18 protein-coding genes and 1 tRNA gene are annotated in these 22,787 nt (G+C 38.5%); 10 read left to right on the top strand and 9 right to left on the bottom strand.

Going from position 1 to position 22,787, the window contains the following annotated elements; all coding sequences use genetic code 11:
• Positions 1 to 3: 3 nt before the first annotated feature.
• The 8 genes from M0R16_08770 (at position 4) to M0R16_08735 (ending at position 12,557) form a co-directional block, all read left to right on the top strand.
• Positions 4 to 2,085 carry a C10 family peptidase gene (locus M0R16_08770; protein ID MCK9612976.1) on the top strand — a complete coding sequence of 694 codons (2,082 nt, stop codon included), beginning with the start codon at positions 4 to 6 and terminating at the stop codon, positions 2,083 to 2,085.
• Between the two features lie 34 nt (positions 2,086 to 2,119).
• Positions 2,120 to 4,246, top strand: coding sequence for a C10 family peptidase (locus M0R16_08765; protein ID MCK9612975.1), 2,127 nt, complete (start codon positions 2,120 to 2,122; stop codon positions 4,244 to 4,246).
• A 5-nt stretch (positions 4,247 to 4,251) separates the two neighbouring features.
• Entirely contained in the window at positions 4,252 to 6,357 is a 2,106-nt protein-coding gene (locus M0R16_08760) for a C10 family peptidase (protein MCK9612974.1), read from the top strand.
• Positions 6,358 to 6,443: 86 nt separating this feature from the next.
• Entirely contained in the window at positions 6,444 to 7,529 is a 1,086-nt protein-coding gene (gene aroC / locus M0R16_08755; GenBank protein ID MCK9612973.1) for a chorismate synthase, read from the top strand.
• Entirely contained in the window at positions 7,507 to 9,483 is a 1,977-nt protein-coding gene (locus tag M0R16_08750; protein ID MCK9612972.1) for an OmpA family protein, read from the top strand. Before aroC ends, M0R16_08750 begins: the two co-directional genes overlap by 23 nt.
• 52 nt (positions 9,484 to 9,535) lie before the next feature.
• Positions 9,536 to 9,931, top strand: coding sequence for an energy transducer TonB (locus M0R16_08745; GenBank protein ID MCK9612971.1), 396 nt, complete (start codon positions 9,536 to 9,538; stop codon positions 9,929 to 9,931).
• A gap of 4 nt (positions 9,932 to 9,935) precedes the next feature.
• Entirely contained in the window at positions 9,936 to 10,604 is a 669-nt protein-coding gene (locus tag M0R16_08740; GenBank protein ID MCK9612970.1) for a hypothetical protein, read from the top strand.
• A gap of 90 nt (positions 10,605 to 10,694) precedes the next feature.
• On the top strand, positions 10,695 to 12,557 hold the full coding sequence (locus tag M0R16_08735) for a CHAT domain-containing protein (GenBank protein MCK9612969.1): 1,863 nt from the start codon (positions 10,695 to 10,697) through the stop codon (positions 12,555 to 12,557).
• A gap of 206 nt (positions 12,558 to 12,763) precedes the next feature.
• Here the strand turns inward: M0R16_08735 and M0R16_08730 are convergent, their stop codons facing one another.
• Positions 12,764 to 13,969, bottom strand: a complete 1,206-nt coding sequence (locus tag M0R16_08730) for a radical SAM protein (GenBank protein MCK9612968.1) — start codon at positions 13,967 to 13,969, stop codon at positions 12,764 to 12,766.
• 154 nt (positions 13,970 to 14,123) lie between these two features.
• Here M0R16_08730 and M0R16_08725 point away from each other — a divergent pair, with 154 nt between their 5' ends.
• Positions 14,124 to 14,828, top strand: coding sequence for an Mpv17/PMP22 family protein (locus tag M0R16_08725; protein ID MCK9612967.1), 705 nt, complete (start codon positions 14,124 to 14,126; stop codon positions 14,826 to 14,828).
• Positions 14,829 to 15,008: 180 nt separating this feature from the next.
• Here the strand turns inward: M0R16_08725 and M0R16_08720 are convergent.
• Positions 15,009 to 15,081 (bottom strand) — tRNA-Lys (locus M0R16_08720).
• Positions 15,082 to 15,310: 229 nt separating this feature from the next.
• Between M0R16_08720 and M0R16_08715 the strand changes: the two genes are divergently transcribed.
• Entirely contained in the window at positions 15,311 to 16,918 is a 1,608-nt protein-coding gene (locus tag M0R16_08715; GenBank protein MCK9612966.1) for a DUF4139 domain-containing protein, read from the top strand.
• Positions 16,919 to 17,020: 102 nt separating this feature from the next.
• On the opposite strand, the gene M0R16_08710 is transcribed toward M0R16_08715, so the two are convergent.
• The 7 genes from M0R16_08710 to M0R16_08680 form a co-directional block, all read right to left on the bottom strand.
• On the bottom strand, positions 17,021 to 17,539 hold the full coding sequence (locus M0R16_08710; protein ID MCK9612965.1) for an HAD hydrolase family protein: 519 nt from the start codon (positions 17,537 to 17,539) through the stop codon (positions 17,021 to 17,023).
• Positions 17,529 to 18,314 (bottom strand): DUF2520 domain-containing protein, encoded by a 786-nt coding sequence (locus M0R16_08705; GenBank protein MCK9612964.1) that lies wholly within the window; start codon positions 18,312 to 18,314, stop codon positions 17,529 to 17,531. Before M0R16_08705 ends, M0R16_08710 begins: the two co-directional genes overlap by 11 nt.
• An 8-nt stretch (positions 18,315 to 18,322) precedes the next feature.
• Positions 18,323 to 18,946, bottom strand: coding sequence for a hypothetical protein (locus M0R16_08700; protein MCK9612963.1), 624 nt, complete (start codon positions 18,944 to 18,946; stop codon positions 18,323 to 18,325).
• 123 nt (positions 18,947 to 19,069) lie between these two features.
• Positions 19,070 to 19,366, bottom strand: coding sequence for a metalloregulator ArsR/SmtB family transcription factor (locus M0R16_08695; protein ID MCK9612962.1), 297 nt, complete (start codon positions 19,364 to 19,366; stop codon positions 19,070 to 19,072).
• 195 nt (positions 19,367 to 19,561) lie between these two features.
• A complete protein-coding gene (locus tag M0R16_08690) occupies positions 19,562 to 20,440 on the bottom strand; it encodes a transglutaminase-like domain-containing protein (GenBank protein MCK9612961.1) in 879 nt (292 codons plus the stop codon).
• A gap of 62 nt (positions 20,441 to 20,502) precedes the next feature.
• Positions 20,503 to 21,627: a DNA polymerase III subunit beta gene (gene dnaN / locus M0R16_08685; GenBank protein MCK9612960.1), complete on the bottom strand. Its 1,125-nt coding sequence runs from the start codon at positions 21,625 to 21,627 to the stop codon at positions 20,503 to 20,505.
• A 73-nt stretch (positions 21,628 to 21,700) separates the two neighbouring features.
• Positions 21,701 to 22,780, bottom strand: a complete 1,080-nt coding sequence (locus tag M0R16_08680) for a DUF4340 domain-containing protein (protein MCK9612959.1) — start codon at positions 22,778 to 22,780, stop codon at positions 21,701 to 21,703.
• Positions 22,781 to 22,787: the final 7 nt, after the last annotated feature.

Here is a 22,787-nt window from a genome sequence, read left to right as displayed (position 1 = left end):
AATATGAAACGTACATTACTCGTTATTTTATTAATTCTCTCATTCTGCGCTGTACAGGCTAAAAAAGTTGAAGTTCAGCTTGCACAAAAAGTGGGGTTGGCATATTTTTATGAACATGCAGGGCAGTTTATCCCGCTTGATTACAAAACACTGGGAGTTACCGCTACATTTACTGAAATGAATGAAAACATAGCAATTTACCACATAATCAATATAGGGAAAAGCGGCTATGTAATTGTTTCTGCTGATGACATAGCTATCCCTGTTATTGGGTACTCCTATGAATCAAACCTTGAACCATCAAAAATGCCTGAGGCTTTAAAATACTGGCTTGGCATGATTAAAAAAGAGATTTCCTATGCTATAGAACGCAAGGTAAGTTCCAGTCCCGAAATAAGCAACCAATGGACATATTATCTTTCAAGAAACAGTGAAAACCTGTCCATAAAATCAGACAAAGCCGTAGAACCCTTATTAAGCAGCACATGGAACCAGGACAAGTTTTACAACCAGTTTTGCCCTTTAGCCACGGGCGGCCCCGATGGCCGTGCTTATGCAGGTTGCGTTGCCACTGCAATGGGACAGGTGATGTATTATTACCGTTATCCCTTACAAGGTGTTGGCAGCCATGGTGGAATTAATTTCGGCGCTACTACCTATCAGTGGGACAATATGCTGGATGACCTGAACAATTATAATGAAGCTGTAGCAACTCTTTTATATCATTGCGGAAAAGCAGTTGATATGTCTTATGCTGCTGACGGGTCTGGCGCCAACACTCCGGATTGTGTGGATGCGCTGGAAGATTATTATAAATACAACACTGCCTGCAGCTATGAATCAAAATACGGTTACTCAGACGTAAACTGGGCTAACATGTTGAAGGACAACCTTGATGCAAAACATCCTATGATATATTCCGGTACTGATTTTGCTAGCGGAGGCCATGCATGGAACTGTGACGGCTACGATGCCAGCAACAACTTCCACATGAATTGGGGATGGAGCGGGTATGCCAACGGTTTTTTTTCCTTATCTGATCTTACTGCAGGAGGTAGCACCTTTAGTGAATTTCAGGGCGTGGTTCAAGATATATACCCATTAACTTCAGGAGGTTATCCCTATAATTGCAGCGGCACAAAATCAATATCTTTTGTAACCGGCACCATTGAAGATGGCAGCGGGCCTGCTAATGACTATACCAATAATAAAGACTGTCAGTGGCTGATAGATCCTGATGAAGCAGTATCAAAGATCAAACTAAACTTTGTTACATTCAATACGGAAGCCACAAACGATGTTGTAACAGTTTATGACGGCAATTCCACTTCGGCAACAGTGTTGGGAACATTTTCGGGAAACACCCTGCCGGCACTGGTTACTTCTTCCGGACAGCAAATGCTGGTGCGTTTCCAGACTAACGGCAGTGTTGTCGGCCAGGGATGGAAAGCCACCTACAGCTCTGTTTATCCAACCTATTGCAACAGTATAACCAACATTTCAGATAACAGCGGGACTATAGAAGATGGCAGCGGAGCATACAGTTATACATATAACCACTTTTGCAGATGGAGTATAGCCCCTCCAAATGCAACATATATCACGATTAACTTTACTGAATTTAACCTCGCAACAAACGACTTCGTTAAACTTTATAACCAGGAAAACAGTGCTGAACTTGCGAATTACACAGGAACCAGCATCCCTGCTGAACAGACATATAATACCAGTAAAATAATGGTGATGTTCAAATCAGACGGATATATTAATTCCGAAGGATTTTCGTTAGACTATACTTCTGACGGTTCCTCAGGGATAGACAAAAACAAGGAACCCTACAAACTGAGTATTTATCCCAATCCGGCCATTTCAGAACTTAATGTTTCTTTTGAAATTACTGATACTAAAAATATTACTATTGAATTGAGCTCTATTATAGGACAAGTTCTGTACTCAGAAACACTTAACAATTTTTCAGGAATATACACCAAAAAAATTAATACAGGAAATTACTCACAGGGAATATACATGCTTCGCATCTTTGGAGAAAAATACAATACCTTCAAAAAAATCATTATTCAATAAGCCCGGACAATAAATATCATAATTTTCGAAAACAATGAAATACCTTGTCATTGCATTATTATGCACAACAATATCATTTGCTGGCTATACTCAAAAAGTCAGTGAACAGCAGGCAGCAGTGGCCGGAAAAAACTTTTATTTCGAAAAACTTAACCAGAAACGCCCGAACAATTATAATGATATTATCATTGACAATATTGAGGCAAAAAAGACAAACGGGAATGTTCTTTATTACATTATAAAATTTAAAAATATCGGCTTTGTCATTGTGGCAGGAAATATCAATATAACCCCGGTGCTTTGTTATTCATTCAGTAGCAGGTTTTTTGAGAATGAGCAGCCACCTGCCTTTGTCCATTGGATGCAGGATTATGAAAAACAAATTGCAGCTGCCTTTGAGAATAATTATTTTGGCACACAACAATGCCTTGATGAATGGACACGTTTACTTAACAGCACTCCAGAGCAACTTAAAAAATCTAAAGGCACAAAAAGTGTGGAACCTCTTCTTCACACTACATGGAACCAGGATAAATATTACAATAGCTACTGCCCTGAAGGCCTTGGTGGCCCTGGCGGCCATGCTTATGCAGGATGTGTGCCAACTGCTATGGCACAAATAATGAATTATTACAGGCACCCGGAGCAAGGCGTTGGCGCTTACACTTATACACATCCTGATTACGGAACCCTCTCTGCTGATTTTGAAAATACAACATATCAATGGGATTTGATGCCTCTGGCTGTTAATGAACACCACAACGATTCTTCCATTGCAAAGTTATTATACCATCTTGGAGTTTCTGTCGACCTTGATTATGGGCCCGATGGCTCGGGAATGTTTAACCACAAAGCAGCTTACTCATTACGAACCTACTTTAAATATTCCCCCGCTTGCGAGTATGTCTTCCGTGATACAGCCATTAATACAGACTGGAAACAACTGATACTTTCTCACCTTGATGAAAAGAAACCGCTTTATTATGCGGGCTGGGCCGATACGATTAATGTTTCCGGGCATGCTTTTGTTTGCGACGGCTATCAGGATACAGACTATTTTCATTTCAACTGGGGATGGGGAGGCTCTCTTAACGGATACTTTCTAATTGATAACCTGACACCGGGCGGAAGCGATTTCACATTAGACCATGAATTGATTATTAACTTTTTTCCCGATACATCATTGGGATACCCGACACAATGCAATGGCACAACTACTCTGACACAAACCAAAGGAACTTTCGGCGATGGCAGCGGTCCCCTGTTAAACTACAACAACTCGTCTGACTGTTATTGGCTCATAGAACCAAATGATTCCATAACAAATATAAAATTAAATTTCCTTGAATTTAATACCGAACAGGATTCTGATATAGTGATTGTATATGGCGGTGCAACGACAAACGCTCCTGTCATTGGAACTTATTCAGGTTCCAGCTTACCCTCTCAAATAACCTCAACTTCAAAAGCCTTATTGGTTCATTTTATTTCCAATGACAGCATCAACTTTTCTGGATGGCTGGCTTCCTATACATGCACCGTTCCCATTTTCTGTTCTGTAGCTATTCAGGAACTCACAGAGGTTGCCGACACTTTTGAAGACGGAAGCGGGCCATATAATTATCACTATAACCAACTATGCCGATGGAGAATACAACCTCCCGGGGCAACTTCCATTAACCTGCACTTCGACTTTTTTGACCTTGCACCAACAGATTACATCAGGGTTATTGACAATGCCAACACCATTGACCTTGATACTATTTACGGTACAGATACCCCAACAGATATCGTTTGTAATTCGGGTAGTATGCTCATTATTTTTAAAACTTTTGAGAAAGAAACTGCTCAGGGGTTTACTGCCTCTTACTATCTTTCAAACAGCATAGATGAACCTGACCTATTAAATACTGATATTGCAATAAACCCAAATCCCACATCAAACCAGTTATTCATTAATTTTAGCAGGGTGGCTGAGCAATCAACCTACCACGCTTCGTTGTTTTCATACGACGGGAAACTAATAAAAGTGTTTAATATAAATGTCCCTCAAGGTTCATTATCATACGAACTTGATATATCCATGCTTAACAAGGGAATCTATCTTCTAAAACTATTAAGCAATAAAGAAAATTTTGTTAAAAAACTGATTATAAAATAAAAACCATGAGTCTGCTATCAAAACTTCTTTCAGGAGTTTTTTTAATTCTCATATTTACTCTCAACCTTTTTGCCGACAGGGTGGAAATGAAAACTGCCATGAAACTGGCAACTAATTTTTATTACGAAAGGGCTTTGATGTCTGGCCTTGATTTGAAAGCTCCTGTCGAAGTTACTCATATTTACACTCAATATGATTCCGAAGAAGAAATTTATTATGTTTTCAATACGCCTCAGGGTTTTATAATTGTAGCTGCAGATGATGACGTTTACCCTGTGCTGGCTTATTCTTTTGACGGGAAATACAATTTAAATCATATATGCCCTGCATTTAGCACTTGGATGAAAGACTACGAAGAACAGATAACTTTTATCCGGTCATCAAAAATAGAAGCTGATAATGAAATCGGTACATTATGGCGTAAATACACAGTAGAATTTCAACCCGGAACAATAAAAGGTGGTTTAAAATCTATGGAGCCATTACTCATATCCACATGGGATCAGGGTACATATTACAACCATCTTTGCCCTGAAGACCCAGCAGGGCCTGATGGTTTTGTGTGGGCAGGATGCGTAGCAACAGCCATGGCACAGGTAATGTATTACTACCGTTACCCTTTGCAAGGCAGCGGCTCTAATGGATATTATTCCGATTACGGCTATTTATCTGCAAACTTCGGTACAACATCGTACAAGTGGAACAATATGCAAAATGATATCAACGGGAAATATAATTACGATATGGCACTATTGCAATACCACTGCGGCATCGCTGTTGAAATGGGTTACAGCCCCGACGGCTCCGGCGCTTATATGTGGGATGCGGCTTCTGCGATGAAAACTTATTTCGGATATTCTTCTTCAACAGATTTGTTTCATAAAGACGATGGATATAGCTCAACAGCATGGGCAAACTTGCTTATTGATGACCTCGACAACAAGATGCCCATACAATACTCGGCAAGGACCGAAGAAAGCGGTCATGCCTTTGTCTGCGATGGTTATCAGGGGAACAACTATTTTCATTTTAACTGGGGCTGGGGCGGAGCTTACAACGGATATTTTTACCTGAACAACCTAAACCCCGGGTATAACTTTAATTTTGACCACAAAGCCATACTAAACTCATACCCAGCAGGCTCTTATCCCCAGTATTGCTCCGGAAACACTATAATCACCAACTTATACGGAACCATAGAAGATGGCAGCAGCCCTAGAAATAATTATCATAACAATGCCGATTGTCAATGGCTCATTGCTCCTAGCGACACAATAGAATACATCATGCTAAAATTTGAACGTATTAATACGGAAGCAGGGCATGATGTGGTCATTATTTATGATGGCGAAAGCACTACGGACCCCATACTTGGCACTTTCTCCGGCAATACCATTCCCGGTGAAATACAATCCACAGGCAACAAAGTGCTGGTGCGATTTATTTCTGACGGGGCCAATAATGCTGAAGGATGGCTATTATCCTTTACATCTAAAAATGTAAGGTTCTGTAACAATCTTACTGAGCTTACCGAACCATCAGGAATAATCACAGATGGCAGCGGTCCGCATAATTACAATAACAGCACCATGTGCCGTTGGCGTATCATGCCGCCCGATGCCGCTTCTATAAATATTAATTTCAATTCTTTTAACTTGGCTGCTGATTTCGACCTCCTTAGAATTTACGATGAAAACACTGGCGCAACACTTATAACTTATCAGGGACAAACAACTCCACAAAACATCACCGCATACTCAAACAAGATATTGATTTTATTTCTGACGGGACCACGCGACAATGCCGATGGATGGGAAATCACATATTCATCGGCACCTGCAGCAGTTGAAGAATACCAAAATGCTTATGTAAGCATTTTCCCCAACCCGGCTCATAACTATTTAAAAATCGAAGCCAGCGTTCCTGAAAAAAAATCACTCCTGCTCGAAATATTCGGCAACACAGCCAACATCCTGTATGCTTCAGAAGTTATTGCAGACAACGGGATTCTTAACAAAGAAATTGATATAAGCCGTTTTTCAAAAGGAATTTATTTTCTGAAACTGACATCAGATAATTTTAACCACATACAAAAGTTTGTCATTTACTGACAAAAAGGATATCGTGTTAATAAACGTGTTGATTTTTGAAAAACAGCACAAGAAGTTTATCTTTGGTTATTCTTTAAATTTGCTGAATGAGTAACTCGTTTGGAGAATTATTTCGCATTAGCTTATTCGGGGATTCCCATGGAAAAGCTATAGGGGGTATTATTGACGGATGCTTCCCCGGAATGCAGATAGACCTTGCCGCTATACAAAAAGAACTCACGAAACGTAGCGCCCATGATTTTTTTTCAACATCCCGCAAAGAACCCGACACGTTTGAGATATTATCCGGTATAAGAAATGGAAAAACCACAGGAGGCCCGATAGGGTTCATCATTCCTAACAAGGATGTAAAAAGCAGTCATTATGATGAGTTGGATAAACTTTTCAGGCCTTCGCATGCAGATTTTACCTATTATGCAAAATACGGCAGTGAAGAAAGTGCGGGGAAACTTCATGCTTCAGGCAGATTTTTTGCCTCTGTGATAGTAGCAGGAGGAGTTGCCAGGCAAATGTTGTCAAAAGCCAATATAACTATCAAGGCTTATGTAAATCAGATAGGAACGGTCAAAGTGGGAAAAACATATCAGGAACTTGATCTATCCCTCACAGACCAAAGCCATGTTAAATGCCCTGATGCTGAAGCCTCTGAAAAAATGCTGCGCTTGCTCAAACAGTTAAAAAGTAAAGGAGATACTACAGGAGGTGTGGTATGCTGTATCGTGAACGCTTGCCCTCCCGGAATAGGAGATCCTGTATTTGGGAAACTGCAATCAAAACTTGCACAAGCGATGCTGTCCATTCCCGCAGTCAAAGGCTTTGAATATGGTTCGGGCTTTGGGGCAGCATCCATGACCGGAAGCCAGCATAACGATATTTTTGTAATAAGAAAAAATAAACTGCGTACATTAACTAACAATTCGGGAGGCATACAGGGAGGAATCAGCAACGGGGAAGATATTTTTTTTCATGTAGCTTTTAAGCCAGTTTCTTCCATTGCAAAAGAGCAGCCAGGCATAGACAGAAATGCCAACAATGTTACTTTTACAGGCAAGGGGAGGCATGATATTTGCCTTGTACCAAGGGCTGTATCCTTAGTTGAAGCTCTGGCGTCAATAACCATAGCAGACAGTTTTCTTAAGTATCGTGCTTATGTTGAAAAAAATCAGCTATAAATTACTACTCGCTTTTTTTCTGATTGCACCCTGTATCATACATGCCCAGGAGAATGACAGCTGTATTGAACTTACAAATAAAAAAATTAAAAAAATTTATGATGAAGCCTTTGATAATTTAAGGCATATGAGGTTCAATGATGCCATTGTGCAGTTCAAAAAGGTCATTGAACTTGAGCCATTGTGCGGGCAATGTTATTTTTTTCTTGGATATATTAATTTCAAAAGGTTGGATTACAATCTGAAAGCCGCCCTTACATATTTTGAAAAATCTGTAGAATTATGCCCGGAATTTGATATTTATGTTTATTATTACCTGGGCGATATTTATTACGGAGCCGAAAACTGGCCTGAAGCGGAAAAAGCACTTGCAAAATTCGTGAAAGACCCGGAACAAATTGAATCGGATGCAGATTTCAACAGAGCTACGCTTATGCATAAATACGCTTCGTTTTATAACAAAGCATACAACAGCCCTGTACCTTTTAACCCTCGTTATATCAAAGGAGTATCATCAGCTACCGATGAATATATCCCATCTATGTCACCCGATGAATATTTTATGTTTTATGCAAGAGTACTGGAATTGCCCCCCAGTAAAAACGACCTAATACCTAAACCTGTTTATAAGGAAAAGTTTTTCTACAGTGAAAAAATAAACAACGAATACGACAATGGCAAAGAAATGCCCTACCCTTTCAACGAAAATGATAATGAAGGCGGAGCCACTGTTACCATTGACAATAACGAATTATATTATACTGTTTGCAAGGACAAAGGCAGCTACCTGAATTGTGACATATACTATTCCAGAAAAGGAGAAGAAGGATATTGGAGCGATATTGAAGCGCTTGAAAATGTTAACAACCCCGACACATGGGAAAGCATGCCCTGCATTTCCTCTGATGGGAAAATGTTGTTTTTTATCAGTGACAGACCCGGAGGTATTGGCGGATACGATATTTATTATTCGAAAAAAGACAACAACGACAGATGGGGAATTCCAATAAATTTAGGGAAACCTGTTAACACAAAAGGCAACGAGAAAACACCTTTTTTGCATACCGACAACCAGACTTTGTATTATTCCACTGACTCTGATGAACTTCCCGGGCTGGGCGGCTTCGATATCTTTTTTTCACGCATAAACGCCGATGGAAGCTGGGGCAAGCCTGTAAATATTGGCTACCCTATCAATTCCGATTCGGATGATGCAGGTTTTTTTGTCAGCCTCGATGGCAAGACAGGATATTTTTCCTCCAACAAGCTTAAAGGTGTTGGCGGATGGGACGTTTATTCCTTTGACTTATATGCCGATGCCCGCCCCGAAGAAATGAAAATCATAAAAGGCGACGTGAAAGAAGAAACAACAGAGAAACCTGTAAATGCACGAATAGAGATAAAAAACGTAGAAACAAAAAAAATTACCGAGATACCTGTTGATTCATCCACAGGAAATTACATTTTTGCCATCAGTAAAAAGAACGATTACATCATGACCGTCAAGAAAGAAAATTATGCCTATGAATCGAAACTGATACCTGCTGAAGATACGGTAAAATCGGAACCTGTCAGCGAAGTGCATTTTGAGATAAAACCTATTGAGGTTGGAAAATCATACAAACTCAATGACATTTATTTTGAATCAAATTCATACGAACTCAACCATGATTCAGAGGCCATCCTCGATGGATTCCTTGAATTTCTGAATGAAAACCCAAAAATAAAAGCCGCCATTCACGGACATACCGATAATATTGGTAATGATGATGACAATACGATTCTTTCCGACAACCGTTCCAAATCGGTATATAATTATCTTATCAATTCAGGAATGTCTCCGGAAAGGCTTTCATACAAAGGATTCGGGGAAAACAAACCCGTAGCAAACAACGATACTGAAGCAGGCAGGGCCAAAAACCGGCGTACTGAATTTGTGATACTTGAAAAATAATGATAAAAAGCTTACCTTTATATCGTAAACAGTATTAATAATTCGATATCCTATGAAAAAAATAATCTTTTTTTACGGTATTTGCCTGTTCGTATGGCTCCATGTCGCAGCACAGGGAAATTATTCTGTTAAAGTAAATCAGAATGCTCATTATTCAGGGGGAGAGTTTGCCCTGGCGAAATATTTTCTGGAGAATATCACCTACTCCCCTGAAGCTATTCAGAACAAACTTTCCGGCACCGCCATACTGAGCTTCACCGTAAAAACCGATAGCACCATTACGGACATCATTCCTCTGAGTAACATCGGTTTTAACATAGAAGACGAAGTCTCCGTCTGGCTGAAAAAACTTAAATACGCCCCGGCTATGGCTAATGGCGTGGCATATCAATCGAACCTGATAATAAACGTCAACATCCGTGCTACAGAAAAAATAAAAACAGAGTGAAAAGATGTTGAGGAAAAGCTGTTTCGTTCTTGTTTTTTTGTTCCTGCTGATAAAAGTATCAGCACAGGAAGCCTGCAAGGAAACACAGCAAGAAGTTTTCAAAATTATAGCAAATGTATACGCTTTAGCAGCATACGGATATGAACATTCCGACCCTGTTGCGTTGTGGTCTGCCTCCCGGATTTTGAATAAATATCCCATAAGAACTTTGAAGGAAAATAAATTTATTTCTGGAGATACCCTTTCTGATGGCTTTAATAAAACCGTACTGGACCCATACAAACTTCTGGAAGATGCCCTGAAATTTTGTAAAGATGAATCTATTTCTTCACTGATAGAAAATGAAAAAGCTTATCTGGACGATACCGAACTGAAAGACCGCGGCAGGCAATACAGCCCTTATGTTCAGGAATACCTGCTGAAACCCCTTGGAAACATCACACTTAATACAACTTTTTTGGGGAAAGAAATTGCCGAGGTATATGTTGTAAATTATGACGGCACAGCCCTTGAGCTGAAAATATTCAACAACAAAGGCAAAATGATAGCCAAAGACCCAAACAGTATCGCAAATTGCTATGTTTCTTTTACCCCCGAAAAAACAGCCGGTTATAAGATTGAAATACAAAACAACAGCAGGCAAAAAACACAATGCCTCCTGATGACCAATTAATTCAGGATGTTGCGCACTATTATTTTTTTGAATTTTCTCCTGTTTATAACATTACATGATTGTTTCGCACAAAACATCTCCCCTTTATTTATGTCTGAATTAACTCCCCTCGAAATTCAGGCCAAAACACGGTCGGATAGTTTGTGCCGGAAGGCAAAAGACGCCGAAACCAACAAACAATATTTGTTAGCATTAAATTATTATCTGCTGGCCATTGAATCCACCGCCGGTATTGAAAAAAAATCGCTGCGTTTTAACTGCTATCTTCTGCAACTACATTATCATGCAATAGCTGTTACCGACATCATATCAGCAGCTTATAAAAATATTGATTACAACATTCTGATGACACGATATGTTTACCCTCTTTATGAAGGAACTGTATCTCTGTCATACCAGCTGTATAGTGTAATTAAATTACCATCTCTGATAAATAAAAGTATTGAACTTACCGAAAAATTACGAAACCTGATTCTGCGAGAGTCTGTAAAAAAAACTGTACTCAATGCTGTTACCAAAGAAAATCCCGGGCTGGCAAACCAACTTACCAAATACTCAGGGCAGATTCTGGTTATGCGAAATAAAATTGACCGCGAATCGCAAAAAAACAATACTAATAACAACCACCTAAAAATGCTTACTGATTCTTTGTCTGGAATACAACAAAAGAACGACTCCATTGCATTCCTGCTGGAACAAAAAACTATTAAAAACTTATCAAACATAAACAATTATAAAATTGATATTGCAGGTATTTTTTCAGAAAAAACAAACCGTAACCTATGCCTTATTTATTACTTCTATGGAGATAAAAACCTCTTTGCATTTTGTATGAACCGCTATGCACACAACTTTGTTATCATAAAAGAAGATTCAATTCCGGTATTAACAAAATCCCTTATTAAAGCTCTTAATGAATCGGACTTTGCAGGGTTTTCACTTGCTTCAAACAGTTTGTATAACTTACTCATTAAACCCTTTGAACTTCTTTTTGCAGATTCAAAAAAACTGATAATTATTCCTGACAAACATCTTAATTACCTCCCTTTTGATTGCTTGTTGAAAAACGCATCAACTTCACAAAGTGATTTTAAAAATGCTGATTACCTCATGAAGCATTATCAAATTGATTATTATTCTTCATTACATGCTTACTATTATTCGTTAAACAATAACAAGTTACCAAAAAATAAAACCATTGCTTTCTTTTCTCCTTTTTTTAATCCTTCTTTAAAAAACAAATATCCGGGTAAGCAGCATAAAACTTCGGATTCCTTATACATCAACTTGACTGAACTCAGGTTCACCAGAAATCTTTTTAAAAAAATAAAGCAAGATTTTGATGTCGCAGAATTCAGTGAAAGTAAAGCGAACAGGCAGGCCTTTGCTGCCGAGTTATCTACAACGGGGATACTTCACCTGGCAAGCCATACAGTACTTAACGATACCGATATAATGGCTTCATTCATTGTATTTGCGCACAAGAAAGACGAAAGCGCATATCTTACTTTATCCGATATGTACGGCATGAATATTAAAAAAAACTTACTCATACTGGGTAGTTGTGCCACAGGTTTTGGGGAATACAAAAAAGGTATGGGAATGATAAGTGTTTCACAGGCATTTATGTTTGCTGGCTGCAGAAACCTGATTTACACTTTATGGCCGGTTGATGATAAAGCCACTTCGGACATTTTCGGAATTTTTTACAACAGGCTGGCCAAAGGCCATACCGTTGAAGTTGCCCTGCGTGATGCAAAGTTGCAATATCTCAAAGAATGCAGTCCCGCTGAAGCCAACCCGCTTTACTGGGCAGGTATTGTTTACAGCGGCGCAGACCTTACTTACAGGCATAATAATAATACGGTACGCTATTATGTAATGCCCATAATTTTGATTTTACTTGCAGTTTCGTTTTTTGCGTTACGAAAAAAGTTAATACAGCGTAAGTAAATCCATAATTAATATGTATCTTTGTATTTGTAAATTTTTCTAAAACATAAAACCATGGGCAAAGAAAAATCAAAACAAAAAAAAGAAGAAAAGAAAAAGGCCACCAAGACCTTAAAAGAAAAAAGAGAGCAGAAAAAAGCCAAGAAAAGCAACCAGCAATAAAAAAGCCCGCAAGGGCTTTTTTTATTTTTCAGCACATTACCAATTTAAATTGATATCAGTGTGGCGTAGGGGTCCCTCAGCATATTAATATTAACCTTGAAATGTTTTTCCCACCCAATCACCTGCATAGTGCCATCCCACGAAACTCTTAATTGTATTGGTTGAGGTGGCGGATAAGTAGTAACGGCTTCCATATCAGACAGAGAATGAATTTTTCGGCCTCCGGCCGGAAGCGGGTCATAATATTCAGGAGGAAGCATGAGGGTGTATTGCTGTGTTACTTCCGATAATGTCTTTTCAAATGCTGCCCAATCGGCACGATTCATGACATGCTGTTGATAAAATTCTGTTGAGATATGAGGCATTTCGAAGGTATAACGCACTTCCACGTCATCGGCACCATATTCATCGTGACAGAATTTTATTAAAGCAGGTATCTCTGCTGCGTTACTTTTGAACGCCATAATAATAAACCTGAGCTTCGGCGCTCTCGGATTTTTACTAAAAGCATCTGCCATGCGACGGTTATTTTCCATGAAAACTTCATTGTTTCCCCCTTTGCGTAAAAATGAAAAAAAATCTGGTTTCAGGGTATCAAAAGAAACATTTACATGGTGGATATTTGTATTCGCCAGCCTTGAAAAATAATCATCGGTAAGCCTGCGACAGTTATTAGTGGTGAAAAAAGCCTTCTGCCTCAGGTGCCCGGGTATCATTTCAAGGAAATCTAAAAACTCAGGATGCAGCGTAGGCTCGTGCAGGCAGGATACAAAAAACTGCCCTTCACCCACATATTGCGACAAATCTATCAGCTTCGCAAAAGTACCGCGTGTCATCTTATGAGTAGTCTTTACATTACTATAGTCATAAAGGCAAAAAGGACATCGCAGGTTGCAATTATCCGTGATGTCGGCAGCAATAATATCAAAACCGCGTTGCAGCGGATATGGCCAGGGAGAATTTTTTAGCTGTATGTCCGTGCCGGCAATACGCACAGCAAACTGCAAAGCCGGAGAACTGGGTAAAGGCGAATCAAAGGTGTAACAAAAAGCATGGTCGCCCGTCCCTACCCCTGCCTGCAAAAGGTCTTCTCTGAAACTTCGGCAAATAGTCCGGCCTACGACACTTCCGTCTAGTAAAAATTCAACTTCTGCATGGGCCGAAAAATCATTCATATCTGCCGCCCATCCAATCAGTTTGTATGGCGTGGCATTGTCAAGGTAACCATCATATTTTATTTCTGAAGACATCGCTGTTTTTTGAAAATTCTTAACTAAGCAACATGCGAAATTAAAAAATAAAAGCTTTAGCTGTGCTACATATTTTCACATTTAATTTTCTGTAATGAAGATAAAGTTTTATTAATGAACAGCATATTTACATAACTTTGCAAAAAAATTTTCCATGAAAATTAAAGACCTTTATATGCTGTTATTCGTAGCAGTTCTTTTTCTCCCTTTTGTAATTTTCCCCTCACTTTATGAGTTTTATATCAACGCCAATGACCAAAAAACAGGTTATCCGGTTTTGCTTGCCATGTTTAAGTTTGGCATACTTGCCACTACCGGCGAATTAATTGGCTTGCGCATAAAAACAGGACATTATTTTGAAAAAGGTTTCGGCATAATCCCCCGAGCGGTAGTATGGGCTTTGCTCGGCGCCACAATCGCCATGGCTTTTGTGATTTTTCAGACAGGCACTCCTGCATTGCTCGAATATCTTGGCATAGAAGGAGCCGTTGCCTCCATGAAAGGCGGGCTTACTGGCCTGAAATTGCTGACAGCTTTCAGCATCAGCTTTTGCCTGAACCTGGTATATGCCCCTGTGATGATGACTTTTCATAAAATCACCGACACTCATATTTTATCCAATGGCGGTAAGTTGAAAAGCTTAATTACTCCCATACCTTTTGCGTCTATCTTCAGCGGTATCAACTGGACAGTGCAATGGGGTTTTGTTTTTAAGAAAACCATTCCATTTTTCTGGATACCGGCACATACCATCACTTTTCTTTTACCGGGTCATTTCAGGGTTTTATTTGCCGCAGTTCTAGGCATAGTTTTGGGCATTATACTGGCTGTGGCTGCCGTGATGAATAAGAAGAAGTAATTCTCAATCAACCTTTAACTTTTTTTATTACTGCCTTCTACGGATTATCTTTTGGGGGGGCGGCTACAAAAAACAGCCCTGTCGGGCTTTGTTTTGTTTTCATTCGTCGCAATTTGCGAACAAAGTTCTAAATCGCTCTTTCTGAAAATAAAACAGCCGGTTGACACCGGCTGCTTTTTGTGATCATGCTGGGATTCGAACCCAGGACCCCTGCCTTAAAAGGGCAATGCTCTACCAGCTGAGCTACATAATCATTTTTTGAGCGTGCAAATTTACTGACTTTATTTGAATTGGCAAAGATTTTATAGATAAAAATCAAAAAGCATTATCAAAAGCTTCCTAATCAGTATATTTTTACATAAAAATAACCAGAAACCAAAATTATTATGAAACAAAAATAATCATCTGTTAAATTTTTTTTTCAGATTTGTGGAAATTAATGTTTATTACATCTAAAGGCATAATTTAAAAATCCTAAAACCATGAAAAAGTTAATTATTTTTTTGTTAGTAATATGCAATGCGATGTTGTTCAAAGCTAACAGTCAGCCCAAAACCATCAAATCAAAAATCAAAGAAGTAACCGTCTTTTTCAATGGAGCGCAAATCACACAAGCCGGAGATATTAACCTCCAGGAAGGCCAGAGCACTATTTTGTTTGAAGGCCTGACACAATATATCAATGCACAAAGCATACAGGTGAAAGGTGAGGGCAAATTCGATATTCTGTCGGTTACGCATCATATCAACTACCTAAAAAACCAGGAAAAACTTCCTGAAGTCAGCCGCATAGAAGACTCGCTTGAAATACTTGGCAAACAGCTTACACAACAACAAACCATTTTAAATGTTTATGTGCAGGAAGAAAGCATGCTGCTGGCCAATAAGGTTATTGGCGGAGAATCAACAGGCGTTAAAGTAAGCGAGTTGATGCAGGCTACAGAATATTTCCGCACCAGGCTGCTCGATATTAAAAACAATCAGATGAAGATACAGGAAAAAATCAGCGCTATCCAGAAACGCATCACCGCAAACAATAACCAACTGGCAGTATATAACAGCAAGACTACAGAACCCACCAGTGAAATTTTAGTTACTGTTGTTTCTGAAACTGCCTTATCTGCAAAATTAATTTTAAGCTATTATGTTACCAATGCCGGATGGACACCTACCTATGATATGCGTGCCACCAACATCAACAATCCTATTGAACTTGACTTCCGCGCTAATGTACACCAAACCACCGGCACCGACTGGAACAAAGTAAAGCTCACTCTTTCAACCGGAAACCCCATGCAAAACGGAGTAAAACCTGTGCTAAATCCTTGGTACCTTTCCTATATTTATCCTTACAGATATTCATACCCGGCACAGGCTAAAAGTGAAACTACTACCCTGGAGAAAAAAGCTGCCGATGGCGATGAAGAAGCCTTTACACCTGTTGCAGGCTCGGCAGCCGATTATACCGTAGTAAATGAAACTCAAACCAATATTGAATACATTATCAGCTTGCCTTACGATATATCATCTGATGGCAAAAATTACATGGTGGAAATCCAGAAAAACACCCTGCCTGCCCTATACGAGTATTATTGTGCCCCCAAGCTAAGTAAAGATGTGTTTCTTGTGGCACGGGTAAGCGGATGGGATAAATATAATATTATTTCGGGGGAAATGAACCTTTTCTTTGAAGGGACCTATGTTGGCAAATCTTATATTGACACAAGGGTTACCAGCGATACACTTGAATTTTCACTGGGTATTGATAAAAACATCAGCGTGAACCGTGAAAAGATTAAAGATTTTTCGAGCACGAAAATCCTCGGACTGAACAAAAAGGAAACATTTGCCTTCAACATCTCTGTACGCAACAAAAAGAAACAAAGTATTGACATTCTGATTGAAGACCAATTGCCTATCACTTCCGACAAAGACATTGAGGTTGAAGCCATTGAAATATCGGGTGCTACAAAAGATGAAGATAAAGGCATACTCCGCTGGAGGTTTAATATTAAGCCTGCTGAAACCAAAGAGCTAAAGTTGTCTTATTCCGTAAAATATCCTAAAGATAAAATTTTGAATATTAACTAAGCTTTGTTACACAGTGGAAGCTAATATTGATGTTATATATTTTTTTAACCACTGAAGACACAAGAAAAAAAGGGGGCACAGAGTTTCGGGGGGGGAGGTAATTTACCATTCGAAGGCATCGTCATTCATCCATTTTCCCTGGACTCTGAGTACCTGTTCCACCACATCGCGTACACAGCCATGTCCGCCCTTGAGTAATGATATGTATTTGGATATGGATTTTATCTCTTCGGCAGCATCCGCAGGGCATACAGCAACACCTGCCAGTTGCATCACTTTATAGTCAGGAATATCATCCCCCATATATAAAACCTGCTCAGTCCTGACATTTTTGCTTTTCAGGTAATTGTTAAAGGTATCAATTTTATTGCTTACCCCGATAAATACATCACTAAGTGCAAGGGTTTCAAGGCGCTTATTAATAGAATCGGACATTCCCCCGCTGATGATAGCAATGTTATAACCTTTTTTTATGGCATAATGCAGGGCATACCCATCCTTCACATATCCTGTCCTCAATTGGTCGCCGTTAGCAGTCGTCAGCACAGTACCATCGGTAAGTACACCGTCGTAATCAAATATCATGGTATTGATATTTATAAGCAGGTTTTTAAAGTTCATTTTTGTTTTTTTTATCTATGATTGTCTGGGTAAGCAAGCGGTAAATTTCCTGATATTCAGGAAATTCTGCAAGCAGAGCAATATGTTTTTCAATGATATTGTAATCTTTACGCACAGCGGGACCTGTTTGTAGTGTTGCGGGACTTTTTTGTATTGCCTTCGAGGCAGTTTCGGAAATCAAACGTCCAAAAATATCAAAGGAAAGACCTTGTTTTGCCAATATCTCTTCAGCAATTACATAATTTAAATTCGTAAAATTACATACAAAAACAGCACCCAGATGTAAAAACCTCCGCTGATCCGAATTCATGGCATAAACCTGCGCCGACAAATCTTCTGCCAGAGTTTTCAGATACTGAAAATTATTTACGTTAGAGGCTTCAATGCATACAGGCACATTTTTAAAATTAGTTATTTTGTCGTTAGTAAATTGCATAAGCGGATAAAAAACCCCGTAATTATCATAAGGTTTTATAATGTCCATTTCCACGGAACCTGATGTGTGCACAACAATACCGGAAGAAATCTTAAGTTGAGTAATTATTTCTTCTATAGCACTGTCGGTAATAGAAATAATATAAAGAGCGGCATTTTGTGGCAAATCGCTAATTTTATCTGTAAACTGGATTCCTGTCGCCTCCCCGAGTTTTTTAGCATTGGTCAAACTCCTGCTGTATATGTAATCAATATTTCTACCTACTTTTTTCAATGCAAACGCAAGGCTTGTTGCCAACTTACCAGAGCCGATAAGTACAATATTTTCTTTAATTTTCAAAGGGTTTGTCAATATTGTATGTTAAAATAAGTGGTATCGAAAGCCTGACAGTATTTTGTTTGTGTGAATAACAATGTGTTGCCCTCTTTTGTAACATTATATGTTACAGTAACATATTGGTTCCCATAAGTTTTACAGAAAACAGTATCTGAAAAATATTCGCCGCTACCCTGATGTATCGTATTATCGCAACATTCAAAACCTCCAAGCCAGCCACTTGTAAATGAATATGAAATCAAATCATTTTCATCGTAAGGGACAATATTTTTGATTTTCATGTCAATATAACAAACCGGATAAAGGTAATAAGTAGGCAAAAAAGTTGTCCCCGGGATAATTTCTGAAGTAGAGAGTTCTTTAAAAAAATAAAAATACCCTTCGCGGATAGCCGTTATCCTGAATCCCGCAAATTTGCCTTCCTGAAAATCAAAGATAAAAGTGCCGTTAGCGTCGGTTGTAATTGATGCGATTTCATCGTATCCTGAACTAAAAATGCCTCCGGAACTCAGCTTACTGGCAGAAATTGTAACAAGCACATTGCTGACATATTCCTCAGTATTGGGGTCATATATTTTTCCCTCAATGTGTATTTTATTTTTTTCATCTTTGTTACAGGAAACTGTAATAAGCAACAATAATATTATATTTATGCACAAACGGTGCAACATAAAAAAATGAAATAATAATTTGTGTGCAAATTACAAAAAAAAACGTCTATCGCGTAGTATTATGAATTAAAAAAAAACGGGAAAAGCTTATCCGCATTTTTTTATACACTCAAGTATTTTGCTGAGTGCCTGAGTTTTAACGGAGTATATGGTATTTTTTCCTGCCCTTCTTGATTCCAGGATGCCGTATGTTTTCATTAATGTTAAATGATTGGATGCCGCTGCCTGTTCAAGATTCAGTTTTTCGTAAATCTGGGTAACATTCATCTGTTTGTTTTTTTCAAGCATTTCAATAATGGCAATTCTAACAGGATGTGCCATTACTCTAAGGCGATTAGCAGCTTCTTCCAGTTTTGCAGCATCAATTTTCTTTTCTGTTGTCATAGTAATAGTTTTGTAATTTTTAACAAAGTTATAATTTTTTATTAAATACAAACAAAATATATAAAATTTATTACATTATTTTACCATTTATATATTTGGGAACATACTTTGTTAGAGTGAATACTTCAAATAATCATACCACCTACAAAAAAATAATGATAGTTCACTGATTTGATTTCTTAGTAAGAAGCCTTGTTATTTATAAATACCGAGAAGGATTTCTATTTCGCTGACTTTAATCTTATTGCCTGTCTGTTCATAGGAATAAGCAAGACTTTGCAACAGCTTAATAATAATATCAATATTGGAACATGGTCTGTAATATTTTTCATCCGGCTCAATTTTCTTCTGCGTCAGGAAAATGTCAATTTCCTTTCTTGTAAACAGCATACCTTTGTTGAAGGGATTGATATAAAAAAGCACCTCCGCTTCATCGAGGCTTTTCCCATGAATCAATACAGTTTCATCCATATAGGCAAGAACAAAGTTATCCGGGAGATTTACACCATACACAGGCAAGCCTACCATGTTGGCAATGAGCATATAAATAACCGAAAGAGACAAAGCGCTGCCGATACGAGTTTCAAGAACCTGGTTAATATAATGATTTTGAGGAGCATGAAAGTTAGTACGGTTACCTTCAAACTTTAACTCTTCAAACATGATACGGTTGATAACACCAATTTTCTCAAATGAAGTAAGCCCGAGATTTAGCTCTATCCAAACATCTTTTTTTATTCGTTCAAGCTCATCCTTTATTTTGGAATCATTCATATCAGGATAGTGGTATTTGCTGACAAGAATATAAGCTGTCAGCAAGTTCCCTCCGCCGAGAGTGTACCAGTTATTCAGTTCCGTGCAAATATGTTCAAAGTGAATTTTATGCGTCAGTATTTCGATACGTCTTTGCGCTTCGGGCTCAAGATTGTTGCCCCAAGCCTCTTCGAGAAACGGAATGGCAGCCATACCATACGACAGGATGCGGTCGCGTATCTGCCTGTAAATAACTTCATCGGGTTCGTCAATAAGATTTATAAGCGCTCTTAGTTCCTTATCTGTTCCTGATGATTCCATTTTTTTATTTAATAAAAAAAGCAAGATATTGTAATCTTGCTTTGAAAAATCATGCTAAATTTTTATTGGTTCAACATTACAGGCATCACCAGCATAAGAATTTCTTCTCCTTCGTTTTCACTTACAACAGGAAAAATAAGAGCTGCCCTGTTCGATGCAGACATTTCCATGCAAATCTCTTCCGCACTGAGATTGCTTATCATTTCCTGAATAAATTTTGAGTTGAAGCCAATTTCAATATTTTCACCTGAATAAGTGCAACTCATGCGCTCTTTGGCCTCATTAGAAAGTTCAATATCTTCTGATGATAAAATAAGTTCCTGGCCTGAGACAGAGAAACGTATCTGGCGTGTCAGTTGGCTGGAAAATATAGATACACGCCTTATGGCCGTGAGTATCTGCTGGCGGTTAATGGTCAACTTTTTGGTATTGTTAATTGGAATAACTGCCTCATAATTAGGATATTTGCCATCAATCAGCCGGCATATCATTGCGATATTTTCAAATTCGAAAGATACATTCGTATTATTGTACTCAATCTTTACGTCAACATCAATGGCTGAAAGAATGTTTTTTATCAGGCTCATGGGCTTTTTGGGAAGTATAAAAGAACCCGGCTCGCTGGCAGCTATATCGCTTCGGCGGTATCTAACCAGTTTATGAGCATCAGTGGCAACAAAAGTAATGTCTTTGTCAGATATCTGGCAAAAAACCCCTGTCATCACGATGCGCATATCGTCGTTTCCTGTAGCAAAAAGTGTCTTATTAAAAGCATTAGCCAAAACACCTGAATTCAAGGTGATAGCGGTGGCATTTTCCACAACCGGAGACTGTGGGTATTCATCGCTGCTGAACCCGCTGAATTTGTATTTACCATCACCAGCTGATATTTCAATAAGGAAAGTATCTTTATTGACACTTATCGTCATGGGAACATCCGGAAAAGTTTTCAGGTAATCAATCAGAAAGCGTGCAGGGACAGCCACGCTGCCGTTTTCACTTGATTTAGTAACAGGCACCGAGATGGTCATGGTTGTTTCCAGGTCGGAAGCTGTTACCCGTAAAGTTTCACCATCAAGGTCGAAAAGAAAGTTATCCAATATTGGGAGTGTGTTATTTGTATTTAATACACCGCTTATAGATTGAAGGTTCTTTAGCAGTACGTTGGTTGAGACAATGAATTTCATAGTGTTAATTGTTTTAACTTTTTAAATTTTGCTTTTTACAAAAATATAAAAATTTCTTTTACATAATTTTTTTTTAATTATCGGCGACAGGTTTTTCTGATGATTGAAAATAAAAATCCAATGGCTTAAAAATCTGCCCGAAAACATAATACTGTATCAATACAAAGTCTTTTTTGCCGTTTATCAGAGCATAAAGCCTGTCGCGGTCGAAAATTACAGGGTTGCCCTGCTGGTCAAATTCGCCTTCTGGAGCTTTTCGCTTAAAGGTGGTAACTGAATATTTTTTCCCAGATTCATCCTCCACAGTTACTTCGATATAAACCGGTGAAGATATAATTGAATCTTTCCTGTCGGCTTCCATATCATTAAGAAGCACCTCATAACGAATATCGCCAAAGAAGGAAAACAAATCCATAAGCTTAACCGTATCATAATCAAATATTTGCTCATTGTCTTTCAGCCTATAAAGCTCAAAATCCTTAGGTGATTTTTTTACAGCTTTGAAAGAATTTTCAGGCAAATCCGGAAAACGAACAGATACCATTTTAACCTGATTATATTTCAGTTTAAAAATAGTATGGTCCCGCCAGTCTTTTTCGTTGGTGCTGTATCTCGTTGATAAAAAACCATTAAAGCCTAAAATATATACGATGTAAGGAGTGTCGGAATTCTCCAGAAGCATATATGTGCCGAGGTTATCTTTCGCATCCACACCTACATAATAGGTGCGCGTATTTTTTTCATGAGGAAATAATCTGATTTTATCAAAAAGATTAATGCGATAAACCATCTGATATATCTCAACTTTCACAGACTTGGTAGCCATCAGGCCCATTATTCTTTCTTTTGCCGGTTTTGCAACAGGGTCTTTAACTTCCAGACTCATCACGGTTTTTAAAATCATCTTTATGGCATCTGATGAAGCATCGTGCTTTTCATTAACCGTCCATTTCCCCTCTGCTTCTTTTTTTAAAAGAACGGTACGATTCTGTTTATCTGCTAAAAATATTTTTGTAATACTCGCAGTATCTTCAACGGCAAATCGTGTATTTTTATCATCCAGAGTATTATTCTTGTTTTTAACCATCAATAAAATGATGGCGGCAATAGCTAATACCAAAACAAGCAATATCGTAATGCGGTTTTTTTTCATAGAAAAG

The sequence above is a fragment of the Bacteroidales bacterium genome (assembly GCA_023228145.1).
Lineage (GTDB): Bacteria > Bacteroidota > Bacteroidia > Bacteroidales > CAIWKO01 > CAIWKO01.
The sequence above is the reverse complement of the archived record's forward strand: the minus strand, read 5'-3'. Positions and strand labels throughout refer to the sequence as shown.

Excerpts from the sequence above, each read along its gene's own strand:
- M0R16_08770 (MCK9612976.1), top strand. The coding sequence starts at position 4 with ATGAAACGTACATTACTCGTTATTTTATTAATTCTCTCATTCTGCGCT.
- M0R16_08765 (MCK9612975.1), top strand. The coding sequence starts at position 2,120 with ATGAAATACCTTGTCATTGCATTATTATGCACAACAATATCATTTGCT.
- M0R16_08760 (MCK9612974.1), top strand. The coding sequence starts at position 4,252 with ATGAGTCTGCTATCAAAACTTCTTTCAGGAGTTTTTTTAATTCTCATA.
- aroC (MCK9612973.1), top strand. The coding sequence starts at position 6,444 with ATGAGTAACTCGTTTGGAGAATTATTTCGCATTAGCTTATTCGGGGAT.
- M0R16_08750 (MCK9612972.1), top strand. The coding sequence starts at position 7,507 with ATGTTGAAAAAAATCAGCTATAAATTACTACTCGCTTTTTTTCTGATT.
- M0R16_08745 (MCK9612971.1), top strand. The coding sequence starts at position 9,536 with ATGAAAAAAATAATCTTTTTTTACGGTATTTGCCTGTTCGTATGGCTC.
- M0R16_08740 (MCK9612970.1), top strand. The coding sequence starts at position 9,936 with ATGTTGAGGAAAAGCTGTTTCGTTCTTGTTTTTTTGTTCCTGCTGATA.
- M0R16_08735 (MCK9612969.1), top strand. The coding sequence starts at position 10,695 with ATGTCTGAATTAACTCCCCTCGAAATTCAGGCCAAAACACGGTCGGAT.
- M0R16_08730 (MCK9612968.1), bottom strand. The coding sequence starts at position 13,969 with ATGTCTTCAGAAATAAAATATGATGGTTACCTTGACAATGCCACGCCA.
- M0R16_08725 (MCK9612967.1), top strand. The coding sequence starts at position 14,124 with ATGAAAATTAAAGACCTTTATATGCTGTTATTCGTAGCAGTTCTTTTT.
- M0R16_08715 (MCK9612966.1), top strand. The coding sequence starts at position 15,311 with ATGAAAAAGTTAATTATTTTTTTGTTAGTAATATGCAATGCGATGTTG.
- M0R16_08710 (MCK9612965.1), bottom strand. The coding sequence starts at position 17,539 with ATGAACTTTAAAAACCTGCTTATAAATATCAATACCATGATATTTGAT.
- M0R16_08695 (MCK9612962.1), bottom strand. The coding sequence starts at position 19,366 with ATGACAACAGAAAAGAAAATTGATGCTGCAAAACTGGAAGAAGCTGCT.
- M0R16_08690 (MCK9612961.1), bottom strand. The coding sequence starts at position 20,440 with ATGGAATCATCAGGAACAGATAAGGAACTAAGAGCGCTTATAAATCTT.
- dnaN (MCK9612960.1), bottom strand. The coding sequence starts at position 21,627 with ATGAAATTCATTGTCTCAACCAACGTACTGCTAAAGAACCTTCAATCT.
- M0R16_08680 (MCK9612959.1), bottom strand. The coding sequence starts at position 22,780 with ATGAAAAAAAACCGCATTACGATATTGCTTGTTTTGGTATTAGCTATT.